Origin of the sequence: Conyzicola nivalis, assembly GCF_014639655.1 — a bacterium.
Taxonomy (GTDB): Bacteria; Actinomycetota; Actinomycetes; order Actinomycetales; family Microbacteriaceae; genus Conyzicola; species Conyzicola nivalis.
Genome location: NZ_BMGB01000002.1, coordinates 152,149 through 166,499 on the forward strand (window position 1 = coordinate 152,149; position 14,351 = coordinate 166,499).

12 protein-coding genes are annotated in these 14,351 nt (G+C 67.1%); 7 read left to right on the forward strand and 5 right to left on the reverse strand.

Going from position 1 to position 14,351, the window contains the following annotated elements:
• The first annotated feature begins 130 nt into the window (after positions 1–130).
• Positions 131–1,027 carry an EamA family transporter RarD gene (gene rarD / locus IEV96_RS14220; protein ID WP_188511824.1) on the forward strand — a complete coding sequence of 299 codons (897 nt, stop codon included), beginning with the start codon at positions 131–133 and terminating at the stop codon, positions 1,025–1,027.
• Positions 1,028–1,169: 142 nt separating this feature from the next.
• Complete coding sequence (locus IEV96_RS14225; RefSeq protein ID WP_188511420.1) at positions 1,170–2,450, forward strand: ABC transporter substrate-binding protein; 1,281 nt, start codon at positions 1,170–1,172, stop codon at positions 2,448–2,450.
• Positions 2,451–2,508: 58 nt separating this feature from the next.
• Here IEV96_RS14225 and IEV96_RS14230 read toward each other — a convergent pair whose 3' ends face one another.
• From IEV96_RS14230 to IEV96_RS14250, 5 genes are all read right to left on the reverse strand, one after another.
• Positions 2,509–3,258, reverse strand: a complete 750-nt coding sequence (locus IEV96_RS14230) for a hypothetical protein (RefSeq protein ID WP_188511421.1) — start codon at positions 3,256–3,258, stop codon at positions 2,509–2,511.
• Between the two features lie 113 nt (positions 3,259–3,371).
• A complete protein-coding gene (locus IEV96_RS14235; RefSeq protein WP_188511422.1) occupies positions 3,372–4,184 on the reverse strand; it encodes an ABC transporter ATP-binding protein in 813 nt (270 codons plus the stop codon).
• Positions 4,181–5,137, reverse strand: a complete 957-nt coding sequence (locus IEV96_RS14240; protein ID WP_188511423.1) for an ABC transporter ATP-binding protein — start codon at positions 5,135–5,137, stop codon at positions 4,181–4,183. The genes IEV96_RS14235 and IEV96_RS14240 overlap by 4 nt, the downstream gene beginning before the upstream one ends.
• The gene (locus IEV96_RS14245; protein WP_188511424.1) at positions 5,130–6,104 is read right to left on the reverse strand and encodes a branched-chain amino acid ABC transporter permease; all 975 of its coding nucleotides are present in this window, start codon (positions 6,102–6,104) and stop codon (positions 5,130–5,132) included. The genes IEV96_RS14240 and IEV96_RS14245 overlap by 8 nt, the downstream gene beginning before the upstream one ends.
• 9 nt (positions 6,105–6,113) lie before the next feature.
• Positions 6,114–7,403: a branched-chain amino acid ABC transporter permease gene (locus IEV96_RS14250; protein WP_229733424.1), complete on the reverse strand. Its 1,290-nt coding sequence runs from the start codon at positions 7,401–7,403 to the stop codon at positions 6,114–6,116.
• A gap of 292 nt (positions 7,404–7,695) precedes the next feature.
• Here IEV96_RS14250 and guaB point away from each other — a divergent pair, with 292 nt between their 5' ends.
• From guaB to IEV96_RS14275, 5 genes are all read left to right on the forward strand, one after another.
• Entirely contained in the window at positions 7,696–9,198 is a 1,503-nt protein-coding gene (gene guaB, locus IEV96_RS14255) for an IMP dehydrogenase (RefSeq protein WP_188511425.1), read from the forward strand.
• Positions 9,199–9,406: 208 nt separating this feature from the next.
• A complete protein-coding gene (locus tag IEV96_RS14260; RefSeq protein WP_188511426.1) occupies positions 9,407–10,528 on the forward strand; it encodes a GuaB3 family IMP dehydrogenase-related protein in 1,122 nt (373 codons plus the stop codon).
• A 96-nt stretch (positions 10,529–10,624) separates the two neighbouring features.
• Positions 10,625–12,352 (forward strand): glycerol-3-phosphate dehydrogenase/oxidase, encoded by a 1,728-nt coding sequence (locus IEV96_RS14265; RefSeq protein WP_188511427.1) that lies wholly within the window; start codon positions 10,625–10,627, stop codon positions 12,350–12,352.
• Positions 12,353–12,441: 89 nt separating this feature from the next.
• Positions 12,442–12,969 (forward strand): cation:proton antiporter regulatory subunit, encoded by a 528-nt coding sequence (locus IEV96_RS14270; RefSeq protein WP_184232835.1) that lies wholly within the window; start codon positions 12,442–12,444, stop codon positions 12,967–12,969.
• A 2-nt stretch (positions 12,970–12,971) separates the two neighbouring features.
• Positions 12,972–14,348 (forward strand): cation:proton antiporter, encoded by a 1,377-nt coding sequence (locus tag IEV96_RS14275; protein ID WP_188511428.1) that lies wholly within the window; start codon positions 12,972–12,974, stop codon positions 14,346–14,348.
• Positions 14,349–14,351: the final 3 nt, after the last annotated feature.

The window sequence follows — 14,351 nt, forward strand, 5'->3', positions numbered from 1 at the left end:
AGTACTACCCGGAACGCCCGGTGGCCCAGCCACCGGGCGTTCCGTCGTTCCACGCGCCGATAGGGTGGACGACGTGCCACCAGCCGTCACCGTCCCCACGTCCACAGCCTCGCCGAGCGACGGCCTGCCCATGGGCCGCGGCCTGCTCTTCGGTATCGCCGCCTACGCGCTCTGGGGCGTGCTTCCCCTCTTCTTCCTGCTGCTCCGCCCGGCGACGGCGTTCGAGATCGTCGCCTGGCGCATCGTGCTCTCCCTCATCTTCTGCGTCTTGCTGCTCACGGTCACCCGCGGCTGGCCGGCGCTCATGGTCATCGTCCGCGACCGCCGCACCACGCTCATCCTCGGCGGGGCCGGCCTGCTCATCCTGGTCAACTGGCTCGTCTACGTGTACGCGACCCTCAGCGGCCACGTCGTCGAGGCCGCCCTCGGCTACTTCACCAACCCGATCGTGACCGTGCTGCTCGGGGTCATCGTCCTGCGCGAACGGCTGCGGCCGCTGCAGTGGGTGGCGATCGGCGTGACCGTGGTCGCCGTGCTCATCCTGGCCCTCAACTACGGGCAGTTCCCCTTCATCGCGCTCGCCCTGGCGTTCTCGTTCGGCTTCTACGGCCTCGTGAAGAAGCAGGTCGGCGGGCGGGTGGACGCGGTGAGCGGGCTCACGATCGAGACCGCTTGGCTCACGATCCCCGCCACCGTGATGCTCGTCGTCCTCGGCGCCAGCGGACTGCTCACGATCGGAACCGAGAGCGTGCTGCAGACCGTGGCGCTCCTGTTCGCGGGTGTCGTCACCGCCGTGCCGCTGTTGTTCTTCGCGGCCGCGGCTCGCCGTCTGCCGCTCACCTACCTCGGGCTCACCCAGTACCTCGCGCCCATCCTGCAGTTCCTCATCGGGGTCTTCGTTTTGCAGGAAGCGATGCCGGCCGCGCGCTGGTGGGGTTTCGGTCTCGTCTGGATCGCACTGATTATTCTCACGATCGACATGTTTCGTTCCCAGCGCGCAACGCAATCCGCAGTTTCCAAGAGGTAACGGAATATAACGATCGACTCGCGTTACATGGTTGTAACACCCATGTATTGTGCCGGTGCGGTTCGCCCAATAGCTTTACACCACGCACACAGCACCGCTGTGTCAGCAATCACAATCACACTTCACTTCATCAAGGAGCAACATGGGTGCATTCTCCCGGGCCAACTCGGCCACTCGCTCGAAGACGGTTAAGGCTGCGCTCAGCGGCATTACCCTTCTCGGCGTGAGCGCGCTGGTTCTCAGCGGCTGTGCCTCGTCGACGGACGCCGATTCCGGTTCCTCCGAAGAACTCGACCTGAAGATCGGCACGATCCTCCCGCAGACCGGAACCCTCGCGGTTCTCGGCCCGCCCGAGTTCGCCGGTGTCGACCTCGCCGTTCAGGACATCAACGACGCCAAAGCCGGCATCACGATCTCCGTAGAGCACAAGGACTCGGGCGACACGACGACCGACCTCGCGACGCAGTCGGCCACCGCCCTTCTCGCGGACGGCGTCAGCGCCATCATCGGTGCGGCATCGTCGGGCGTCTCGAAGACGTTCATCGACCAGGTCACCCAGGCAGGCGTGGTCCAGATCTCGCCCGCCAACACCTCGCCCGACTTCACGGACTACCCGGACGACGGTTTCTACTTCCGTACCGCTCCCTCCGACGTTCTGCAGGGCCGCATCCTCGGCAACAAGATCGTCAACGACGGCAAGACCGACGTTGCGATCCTGTACATGAACGACGCCTACGGCACCGGTCTGTACGACAACCTGAAGACGAGCCTCGAAGACGGCGGAGCATCGGTTGTGGGCGAAGAGATCTTCGAGCCCGCGTCGACCGACTTCACCAGCGCCATCCAGGCTCTGCTGGCCACGAACCCCGACGCGCTCGTCGTGATCTCGTTCGACGAGATCAAGACGATCGCCGAGCAGCTCGCCGGCCAGGGCTTCGACTTCACGAAGCTCTACGGCGTTGACGGCAACTACGGAGTCATCGGAGAGGCCGACACCAACGTCGACATCGCCGGCGCGCAGTTCACCAACCCCGGTGTGCTCGCCCCCGAGGACTTCCAGGCCCGCCTCCAGGAAATGGTCGCCGAGCAGGGTGGCGACGAACTGACCGTCTTCAGCTACGCGGCCGAGTCCTACGACGCCACGACGCTCACCGCTCTCGCGGCTCTCCAGGGCGGCTCCACCGACCCGGCGACCATCAAGGACAACCTCCAGCAGGTTTCCGCCGAGGGCACCGAGTGCGAGACGTTCGCGGACTGCGCCAAGCTGATCGCCGACGGCGAGGACATCGACTACAACGGTGTCTCCGGCCCCATCGAGTGGGACGAGAACGGCGACGAGACCGAGGCCTTCGTCTCGATCTTCGCCTACTCGGCCGGTAACGCTGCCGAGGGCATCGACCAGGTTTCTGGTTCGCTCAAGTAGTCACGAATAACACGAAGGGCCCGGTCGCGAGACCGGGCCCTTTCGCGTGCGTGGAGCGTCACCAGCCGCAGTACGTCCCGACGTAGGCGTAGAGCTGCTCCCGCACCGCGTCGGTCACCCCGACGTACACGGTGCCGGCCTCACCGTCGTCGAGGGTGACGTCGAGCGGGAAGTACGTGCCGCGTTTGTCTTCCGCCACGATGTGCGGGTTGCAGTTGCTCGGGACGATGGCGAGCGACGTGGTCAGGGTCCCGGATGCGGCCGAGGCCGCCCAGCCGAGGTCCCACCCGGTGGAGCGGTCGGCGGGGCCGAGCAGCGTCGTGCGCGCAGCCGTGGCGACGTGCGCGACGCCCTGGGTGCCCGTGGGGCGCGCCGTGAGGTCGAGCAGCGCCACGAGTTCGCCCGCGCGCTGTTCGGTGCGCAGAGCGTCACCGGCGGTGATCTCGGCGATCTGCGACGTGTGCTCGGCGATGCAGTCTTGGGCCGTGACCTTCGCCACGGTATCGAACTGGTCGGCGGGTTCTGCCGACCCGCTGCCGGCCGTGCCATCCGCGGTCTCGAATTCGATCCCGACCACGGGCGCTCTCACCGCCCCGGGCGGATCGCACACCGGCGTGCCGAGCATGACCCGCAGGTCGCGGGTGGCGCCGGCCGGAACCTCGGTGCGGCGCGTCCACGCGGAGGTGCCGTCGAACAGCGGCGAGTCGAACGACGCCCGTGTCACGAAGATCGGCTCGGGCGACTCGTTGCTGACCGATACCTCGAGCGCACGCGGGGCGTAGTCGAGCCGGTACTGCTTGACGCTCACCGTCACGCCCTCGGGCAGGGAGGTGAGCGGGGGAGCCGCGCAAGCAGAAAGGCCTGCCGTGGCACCGATGACGATGCCCAGGCAGGCCCTGCTGATGACGCGGCTGTTCGTGGCTACTCCGCGACCGGCCCCGGCAGCGTGGGAGCGCTCGTGGGCTGGACACCGGCAGACTGCGCCTTCGCGTCGGCGGTGGCCTTCTCCTGACCGGCGGCGAGGGTGCCGAGGTAGAGCTCGATCACCTTCGGGTCGTTCATGAGTTCGCGGCCGGAGCCCGAGTACGCGTCGCGGCCCTGGTCGAGCACGTAGCCGCGGTCGCAGATCTGCAGCGCGCGCCGGGCGTTCTGCTCGACGATCAGCACCGAGACGCCGGCCTTGTTGATGATCGAGATGTTGATGAACGTCTCGTCCTGGCGTACGGGCGACAGGCCCGCGCTCGGCTCGTCGAGCAGCAGGACGCTGGGGTCCATCATGAGGGCCCGCGACATGGCGACCATTTGGCGCTCGCCACCCGAGAGGGCACCGGCACGCTGCTTGAGGCGCTTGCCGAGCTCGGGGAACAGGTCGGTGACGAAGCCGAGGCGCTCCTTGAACATCTTCGGCTTCTGGTACGAGCCCATCTCGAGGTTCTCCTCGATGGTGAGGCTCGGGAAGACGTTGTTGTTCTGCGGAACCATGCCGACGCCGCGGGACACGAGCTTGTCGGCCTTGAGGCCGGTGATGTCGCCGCCGTTCAGGTCGATGTTGCCGCTGCGGATGTTGACCTGGCCGAAGATCGCCTTGAGCAGCGTCGACTTGCCGGCACCGTTCGGGCCGATGATGCCCACGAGCTCGCCCTTGTCGACGTGGATGCTGCACCCGTTGAGGATGTCCACCCCTGGGATGTAGCCGGCGACGAGGTCGGTCGTGCGAAGAACTGTCTCGGTCACTGTGCTGCCTTCTTCGTCGTCGGCTGCGCGATCGCAGCCTCTTCCTCGATCTCGTGCCGCACGAGCTCGGAGTCCATCGTCTCGGCGATCTCCTGCTGGCCCGTGAGCGTGCCGAGGTCGACGTCGTGGTGGGCTCCTAGGTAGGCGTCGATCACGGCGGGGTCGCTCATCACGGTGGAGGGCGGGCCCTCGGCGACGATGCGGCCCTCGGCCATCACGACCACCCAGTCGGCGATCTCGTTGACCATGTGCATGTCGTGCTCGACGAACAGCACGGTCATACCCTGGGTCTTCAGGTCGAGGATGTGGTGCAGCAGCGACTGAGTGAGGGCCGGGTTGACGCCGGCCATCGGCTCGTCGAGCATCACGAGCTCGGGCTCGCTCATCAGGGCGCGCGCCATCTCGAGCAGCTTGCGCTGGCCGCCGGAGAGCGACGACGCGTAGTCGTCGGCCTTCGTGTCGAGCTTGAAGCGCGCGAGCAGGTCCATCGCCTTGACGGTGATCTCGTCTTCGCGCGATCGCCACAGCGGGCGGAAGATCGCGGTGAAGATGTTCTCGCCGCTCTGGCGTCCGGCACCGAGACGCATGTTCTCGAGCACCGTCATGCCGCCGAGGGCCTTCGTGAGCTGGAACGTGCGGATCATGCCGAGGCGGGCCACGCGGAACGCGGGCATCCCGGCGAGGTTCTTTCCGCCGAAGTTCCACGTGCCCGTGTTGGGCTTGTCGAAACCGGTGAGCAGGTTGAAGAACGTCGTCTTGCCGGCTCCGTTGGGGCCGATCAGCGCCGTGATCGATCCGCGCGGGATCTCGAGGTGTTCGACGTCGACCGCGGTGAGTCCGCCGAACTGGCGGCTCACCTTGTCGGCGACGACGATGGGGTCTTTTTTCGCGACTCCGGGAACGATGTTGTTGACATCGGTAACCAGGTCTGCGACGGGAGTCTTATCAGACACTGAAGAACGCCTCCTTCTTCTTGCCGAAGATTCCTTGTGGCCGGAATATGACGAGCAGCATCAGGGTGATGCCGATGATGATGAAGCGGATCGGACCCTGCTGGATGCTCGTGATCGGAAGCAGGTCGTTCGAGACGAGCAGCGACAGGATGCCGTCCGACAGCGACAGGGTGACCCAGAAGATGATCGAGCCGGCGATCGGTCCGAAGACGGTCGCGGCGCCGCCCAGCAGCAGGATCGTGTAGAGGAAGAACGTGAGCTGCGTGCCGTAGTTGTCGGGTTGCAGCGACCGCGGCAGGATGAAGAGCGCACCCGCCACACCGCCCAGGATTCCTCCGAGGATGAGGGCCTGCATCTTGTAGGCGAACACGTTCTTGCCCAGGCTGCGCACGGCATCCTGGTCTTCGCGGATGCCCTTGATGATGCGTCCCCACGGGCTTCGCACGAGCAGGTAGACGAGCAGGCAAGCCAGGCCGACGAGGCCCCAGCCGACGATGCGCACCCACCACTGGTCGGCGGAGTAGGTGAGCACCCCGAACCCGAAGCGGCCCTCGGGCAGCGGGTTGAGTTCGTTGAACGTGCGCGCCGCACCGTTGATGCCCTCCGAGCCGCCGGTGACGCTGGAGAACTCCGGCGTCTTGACCGAGAGCCTGATGATCTCGGCCGCGGCGATCGTCACGATGCTCAGATAGTCGGCGCGCAGACGCAGCGTCGGAATGCCGAGGATGAGGGCGAAGATCGTCGAGGCGATGATCGTGGCGAGGAACGAACCCCACAGCGGCCATTCGAACTTGACCGCGGTGATGGCGAAGGCGTATCCGCCAACCGCCATGAAGCCGGCTTGGCCGAAGTTCAGCAGGCCCGTGAAGCCGAAGTGCACGGCGAGGCCGAGCGCGGCGAGAGCGTACGCCGCGGTGGTCGGAGAGAACAGCTCTCCGAAAGCGAGGGGGATGAAGTTGAATTCCATGTGCTTTCCCTAGCCGATTCTCTCGCGGCGACCCAGGATGCCCTGAGGTCTGAAGAGCAGGATGATGATCATCACGACGAGCGCCGCGACGTACTTCAGGTTCTCGGGCAGCCAAAGCGTCGACACGTTGATGAACACGCCGATGACGAGCGAGCCGACGAGAGCGCCGAACGCGGTGCCGAGGCCGCCGAGGGTGACCGCGGCGAAGACGAGCAGCAGGATCGAGGCTCCCGTGTCCCAGCGCAGCGACTGGTAGTAGCCGATGAAGACGCCGGAGAGGGCCGCGAGGGCCGCGCCGCCGATCCAGACGGTGCGGATGACGCCTTCGACGTCGATACCGGATGCTGCCGCGAGCGATCGGTTATCGGCAACCGCGCGGGTGGCCTTTCCGATCTTCGTGCGGACCAGGATGAACGCGACGGCGAGCAACAGCACGATCGCGACCACTGCCCCCGCGACATCCGTGAACCGCAGGCTCACCGATCCGATGGTGAGGAAGGGCTTCGGGTCGCTCGGCAGCGAGAGGCGGTCGGCGCCCCAGAAGAACGCGAACACGTAGCGCAGCACCAGCGACAGGCCGATCGTGACGATCATGAGCGGGATGAGCCCGAGGCCGCGCTTGCGCAGCGGCTTCCACAGTCCCTTGTTCTGCACGTAGCCGAACACACCACCGAGGATCACCGCGGCGACGATGGCGATGGGCGCCGGCCAGCCGAAGATGCCGCTGAACGTGTAGGCCATCAGCGCGCCGAAGGTCACCAGCTCGCCGTGGGCGAAGTTGTTGAGGCCGGTGGTGCCGTAGATCAGCGAGAGGCCGATCGCGGCGAGGGCCAGCAGCAGGCCGAAGATGAGACCGGTGACGACCTTGGGCCAGAACAGGGTCCAGAACCCGGGACCGGCGGACTGACCGTTGCCCGCGTCGGGTGCCGGTGCGGCGCCCATCTCGGGGTTCTCGGGCGACACGAGGAAGATGCCGGGAGCGCCCTGTTGGCCCGACGACACCGTGATGTCGCGCGGGTTCTTGTTCGGGAACCCCGCCTCGGGGGGAAGGGTCGACTCGTCGATTGTGATCGTGTAGTCGCCGGGCTCTTCGAGGCCGATGATGACCTTGCCGTCTTCGCCGGTCACGACGTCTTCGTCGACGCCCTCGCCCGACACGTTCACGCCGACGTTCGGCATGTTCGACTTGTCGGAGTCGAGGCGGATCCAGACCTGAATGGTCTGGTCGGCGTCTTCGGGAGCTATGACATCGGTCGTGGACGCGTGAGCGGCCACCGGCATCATGGCCAGAAGAGTCACCGCCAGTCCGAATGCTCCAAGCGCGAGTTTTCGGGCTCGGCTTTTCTGCGCGGGCTCTGCCACGGAATGAACCTCCAGGAGTCGGGCACTTCTTGCTGTGTGTGTGTCGAACAACGCCTGTCAGGCGACAACCCCAAAGTACCTTTGGTTTGTGTCGGTCGTGTTTCGACGCTGAAACGCGTAGACGCAATACTTACTGGGGAACAAGACAAGGTCAAGTCGCGTTAACATTGCATACCGGCATCCACAGCTGCATCCGGGCCCAATCTCATACATCTCTACTAGGGGACTCATGGACCAGCCTGATCCTTTCGGTTTTATCGGACTCACCTACGACGACGTCATGCTCCTTCCCGGGCACACCGACGTCATCCCGAGCGAGGCGAACACCGCCACCCGCCTGACGCGCCGCATCTCCGTCGCCTCGCCGCTGCTTTCCGCCGCCATGGACACCGTCACCGAGTCGCGCATGGCCATCGCCATGGCCCGCAACGGCGGCATCGGCGTCCTGCACCGCAACCTCTCGATCGACGACCAGGCCGCCCAGGTCGACAAGGTCAAGCGCAGCGAGAGCGGCATGATCACCAACCCCGTCACGACGACCCCCGACGCCACCGTCGCAGAGGTCGACGCGCTGTGCCGCGAGTTCCGTGTCTCCGGCCTCCCGGTCGTCGAGGCCGACGGCCGTCTCGCCGGCATCATCACGAACCGCGACATGCGCTTCGTCTCCGACTTCGAGATGCAGACGACGCTCGTGCGCGACGTCATGACGACCACGGGGCTCATCACCGCGCCGGTCGGTGTCGGCTCCGACGCCGCCATCGCCCTCTTCGCCCAGCACAAGATCGAGAAGCTGCCCCTCGTCGACGCCGACGGCAAACTGCGCGGCCTCATCACGGTGAAGGACTTCGACAAGAGCGAGAAGTACCCCAACGCCACGAAGGACGACGAGGGCCGCCTGCGCGTGGCCGCGGCGATCGGCTTCTTCGGCGACGCGTGGGACCGCGCGGTCGCACTCAACGAGGCCGGCGTCGACGTCATCGTCGTCGACACCGCCAACGGCGACTCGTCGGGCGTGCTCGACATGATCTCCCGCATGAAGAGCGACGCCGCGTTCGCCCACATCGACGTGATCGGCGGAAACGTCGCCACCCGCTCCGGCGCCCAGTCGCTCATCGACGCGGGTGCCGACGCCATCAAGGTCGGTGTCGGCCCCGGCTCGATCTGCACCACGCGCGTCGTCGCGGGTGTCGGCGTGCCCCAAGTTACCGCCGTCTACGAGGCGTCGCTCGCCGCGCGCGAGGTCGGCATCCCCGTGATCGCCGACGGCGGCCTGCAGTACTCGGGCGACATCGCGAAGGCGCTCGTCGCCGGCGCGGACACCGTCATGCTCGGCTCCCTGCTCGCCGGCTGCGACGAGAGCCCCGGCGACCTCGTCTTCGTCAACGGCAAGCAGTTCAAGAACTACCGCGGCATGGGCTCGCTCGGCGCGCTGCAGACCCGCGGCAAGAAGACCTCGTACTCGCGCGACCGCTACTTCCAGGCCGACGTGCCCAGCGACGAGCAGCTCATCGCCGAGGGCGTCGAGGGCCAGGTGCCCTACCGCGGCCCGCTCTCCGCCGTGGCGTACCAGCTGCTCGGCGGACTTCGCCAGTCGATGTTCTACACCGGCGCACGCACGATCACCGAGCTGAAGCAGAAGGGCAAGTTCGTGCGCATCACGGCTGCCGGGCTCAAGGAGTCGCACCCGCACGACCTGCAGATGGTCGTCGCGGCGCCGAACTACTCGCGCTAACCGCTCTCACCACCCCCGGTTCGCCGCCCCTTTTCACACCCGCGCCCGAATGGTCGTCGGCGCCCGTGAAAAAACGCGGCGAACCCTGAGGGCGCGCTGTCGTTTGGACCGAGCGCGTCCGTGCGCACGGCCGCGCCCGTGCCGAACGGGCGCAGCGCGAACCCGGGGTGCCAACCAGCGGGCCCGCGCACGCCGGTAAGCTTGCCGGGTGAGTGATATCGAGATCGGCCGTTCCAAGCGAGCCCGCCGCGTGTACGCCTTCGACGACATTGCGATCGTGCCCTCCCGGCGCACCCGCGACCCCCGGGACGTGTCGATCTCGTGGACGATCGACGCGTACACCTTCGAGATCCCCGTACTCGCCGCCCCGATGGACTCCGTCGTGAGCCCGGCCACCGCGATCGCGATGGGCCAGCTCGGCGGACTCGGCGTGCTCGACCTCGAGGGCCTCTGGACCCGGTACGACGACCCCACCAACCTGCTCGCCGAGATCGCCACCCTCGCGCCCGAAGACGCCACCGCGCGCATGCAGCAGATCTACTCCGAGCCGATCAAGCCCGAGCTCATGCGCGACCGCCTCGCCGAGATCCGCGCGGCCGGCGTGCCCGTGGCCGGCGCCCTCAGCCCGCAGCGCACCCAGGAGTTCTACGAGACCGTCGTCGCCGCCGGCGTCGACATGTTCGTCATCCGCGGCACGACGGTGAGCGCCGAGCACGTCTCGAAGAGCACCGAGCCCCTCAACCTCAAGAAGTTCATCTACGAACTCGACGTGCCCGTCATCGTGGGCGGCGCGGCGACCTACACGGCGGCGTTGCACCTCATGCGCACGGGAGCCGCGGGCGTACTCGTCGGCTTCGGCGGCGGCGCAGCATCCACGACCCGCGCCAGCCTCGGAATCCACGCTCCCATGGCAACGGCGCTCGCGGATGTCGCGGGCGCACGCCGCGACTACATGGACGAGTCGGGCGGTCGCTACGTACACGTCATCGCCGACGGCGGTCTCGGAACCAGCGGCGACATCGTCAAGGCCATCTCGGTCGGAGCGGACGCCGTCATGCTGGGCAGCACCCTCGCCCGCGCGTCCGACGCCCCCGGCGGCGGCTACCACTGGGGTCCCGAGGCGCACCACTCCGAGCTGCCGCGCGGCAACCGCGTGCACGTCGGCACCCTCGCGCCGCTCGCCGAGATCCTCAACGGGCCGTCCGCTGTGGCCGACGGCCGCGTCAACCTGATGGGCGCGCTGCGTCGCTCGATGGCGACGACGGGTTACTCCGACCTCAAGGAGTTCCAGCGCGTCGAGGTTGTTGTCGCCCCGTACCTGCACAGTTAGCATAAAAGCGGCGCTCGTTATCGCCCCCTGAGCCTGTCGAAGGGCCGGTTCGTCGAAGGGCACCCCTGTACAAGGGCGCCCGACGAGGAGACGAAGATGTCCGCACCGAAGTCAGTCAGCCGCTCATCGAAGCTGGGCCCCGAAGAACGCGACGCCGCGATCGAGGCGCTCAAGACGCGTGAGCTCGACATCCTCGTGGTGGGCGGCGGCATCGTCGGAACCGGCGCCGCGCTCGACGCCGTGACACGTGGACTCAGTGTCGGCATGGTCGAGGCCCGCGACTGGGCGTCCGGAACGAGCAGCCGGTCGTCGAAACTCGTGCACGGTGGCATCCGGTATCTCGAACAGCTCGACTTCCGCCTCGTGCGCGAGGCCCTCATCGAACGCGGCCTGCTTCTGCAGCGCATCGCCCCGCACCTGGTGAAGCCGGTGCGGTTCCTCTACCCGCTCACCAAGCCCGTGTACGAGCGCATCTACGTCGGCGCCGGCATGCTGCTCTACGACATCTTCAGCTACAGCGGCGGACGCCCGCCCGGGGTGCCGCACCACCGACACCTGAGCAAGCGGCAGATGCTGCGGGCCGCGCCGAGCCTCGACAAAGACGCCTTCGTCGGCGGGCTGAGCTACTACGACGCGCAGGTCGACGACGCCCGCTATGTGTCGTCGCTGGCACGCACCGCCTCGTTCTACGGAGCCCATGTGGCATCCAGAGTGCGCGTCGAAGGCTTTCTCAAGGTGGGCCAGCGCGTCGTCGGGGTGAAGGCCCACGACCTCGAGACGGGGGAGCGGTTCGAGATCAAGGCACGCCAGGTGGTCAACGCGACGGGCGTGTGGACGGATGACACGCAGTCGATGGTCGGCGAACGTGGCGGGTTCAAGGTCCGCGCCTCCAAGGGCGTGCACCTCGTCGTGCCGCGCGACAGGTTCCAGTCGAAGATCGGGCTGCTGCTGCGCACCGAGAAGAGCGTGCTGTTCGTGATCCCCTGGGGACGCCACTGGCTCATCGGTACGACCGACACCGACTGGCACCTCGACAAGTCGCACCCCGCGGCGACGGCGGCCGACATCGACTACATCCTCGAGCACGTGAACTCCGTGCTGGCGGTGAAGCTCACCCGCGACGACGTCGAGGGCGTGTTCGCGGGGCTGCGTCCGCTGCTCGCCGGCGAGAGCGAGCAGACGTCGAAGCTGTCGCGCGAGCACATCGTCGCCCACTCGGTGCCGGGGCTCGTCGTGGTGGCCGGCGGCAAATGGACGACCTACCGCATCATGGCCAAGGACGCGATCGACGCGGCGGCCTCGGCGCTCGACGGCAGGGTGCCGCCGTCGACGACCCAGGACATCGCGCTGCTGGGCGCCGAGGGCTATCAGGCCGCGTGGAACAAGCGCTCGAAGATCGCGCACGTGTTCGGGGTGCACAAGGTGCGCATCGAGCACCTGCTCAACCGGTACGGCGTGCTCACCGACGAGCTGCTCGACCTCATCCGCGAGCGCCCCGAACTGCTCGAGCCGCTGCCCGGCGCCGACGACTACATCGGGGCGGAAGTGGTCTACGCGGCCACCCACGAGGGCGCGCTGCACCTCGAAGACGTGCTCGCGCGGCGAACCCGCATCTCGATCGAGGCGTGGGACCGCGGGGTGTCGGCCGCGCCCGTCGCGGCCGCCCTCATGGGCGAGGCCCTCGGCTGGGACCAGGCACGCATCGACAACGAGGTGGGCAACTACCTCAAGCGCGTCGCGGCCGAGATCGACAGCCAGAAACAGCCCGACGACGAGTCCGCCGACCGCGTACGGCTGGAGGCCCCCGACATCGTGGCGAAGTAGGGGGTCGGGCGGCGGCACGCGCCTCACCCGCCGAGGTGGTCTCGCGTAGACTGACGTAACTGCCCGAAACCCCCTGAAGGAGTTCACTCATGGTCGACGTTCGGCGGGTCAAGCTCCCCGGTGTTGGTGTTCTCCACACCTTCGTCACCGACGACGGAGGCAAGGTCGGCGTCATCACCCACCGCTCCGGCCACAGCGACCTCATCTCGTTCGCGGACTCCGACGACGGCGACTCGAGCAAGGTTTCGCTGCGTCTCGACGAGGACGAAGCGCACACGCTCGCCGAGCTGCTCGGCGGCACCCGCATCACCGAATCGCTGTCGAGCCTCGACCAGATTCCCGGACTCTCGATCGACTGGTTCACGGTCGACTACGAAGACCACATAGCCGGGCAGGAGCTCGGCAACCTGGCCAGCCGGGGCGTCGTGGGCCTCACCGTCGTCGCCGTCGTGCGCGGCGAGAGCGCGAACCCCGCGCCCGCCGACGACTTCAAGGTCTTCCCCGGCGACACCCTCGTGGTGGCCGGTTCACCCGAAAAGGTGGCCAAAGCGTTCGCGTTCTATCGCACCGGTGAGTTCAAGGCGAAGACGCCGGTCGATTCCCCGCCAGGAGGCTAGCCGTGCACCTCGGTGAAGAACTCCTGACTCTGGGCCTTCTGTTCATCATCTCGTACGTGTTCGGTCGCCTGGGCAAGCTCATCGGCCTGCCCGCCATCCCGATCTACATGCTGGTCGGTCTCATCGCCAGCCCGTACTTCCACCTGTTCCCGCTGAGCTTCGAGTCGGCCGACGTCGAGCTCATCGCCGTGTTCGGCCTGATCTTCCTGCTGTTCAGCCTCGGGCTGGAGTTCGATCAGGACGAGTTCTACGGCAACGCCGGAAAGCTGCTGATCTCGGGCGGAACCCGCATCGCGATCAACATGGCGGCCGGGTTCGCGCTGGGCATGTGGATCGGCTGGGGAACACGCGAGGCGCTCATCATTGCCGGTATGACGGCGGCGTCGTCGAGCGCCATCATCACGAAACTCTTCATCGAGCTGCGCCGCCTCGCCAACCGTGAGACCCCGATCATCCTGGGCATCATGGTGCTCGAAGACGTCTTCATCGCGATCTACCTCGCGATCGTCGCGGTCGTGATCGGCGGCGAGGCCGACGTCTGGGCCGTCACCGTGCAGCTCGCCATCTCGTTCACCTTCCTCATCGTGATGTTCGTGGTGGCGCGGTACGGCGGCAAGGTCGTCTCCCGGCTCGTGCGCACGAAAGACGACGAGTTGTTCACGATCCTGTTCTTCGGCCTCGCGGTCGCCTTCGGCGGCATCGGCGAGCTGCTCGGGGTCTCCGACGCGATCGGCGCCTTCCTCATCGGCCTCGTGCTCGGCGCCACCCGGTTCCGTGGCCGCATCGAACAGCTCGCGCTGCCGCTGCGCGACGTGTTCGGCGCGTTCTTCTTCCTCAACTTCGGCCTCGCGCTCGACCCGTCCACCTTCGGAGCAGTGCTCATCCCTGTCGGTCTCGCCGTGCTGATGACCCTCGTGATCAACACCGCCGGTGGGCAGCTCATCGCCTGGCAGAACAAGCTCACGCCCGCCCAGGGCCTCAACGCGAGCGCGATGCTGCAGAACCGCGGCGAGTTCGCGCTCATCCTGGCGACGCTCGCGGTCTCGGCCGGGCTCGACGACCGTCTCACGCCGTTCGCGGGACTCTACGTGCTGTCGATGGCGATCATCGGGCCGATCCTCGCCGTCAACTCTGAGAAGATCGGGGCGCGGATCTTCCGGTCGCGCAAGACGGTCGCAAAGTCGGAGCACGACCGGATGGCGGAAGAGAACATCGCCCTGGTCGAGGCCGCGATGGCGGGCAACCAGCTTCCCGCGAGCGACGACGACCTGTTCGACGACGTGGACGGCGACCGCGCGCAGAACGACCCGATAGTGGAGCAGGCAATGCAGCAGTCCGACGCCGAGAAGCCCGGTCGCCAGCGCGACCCGGAGTACTAGACC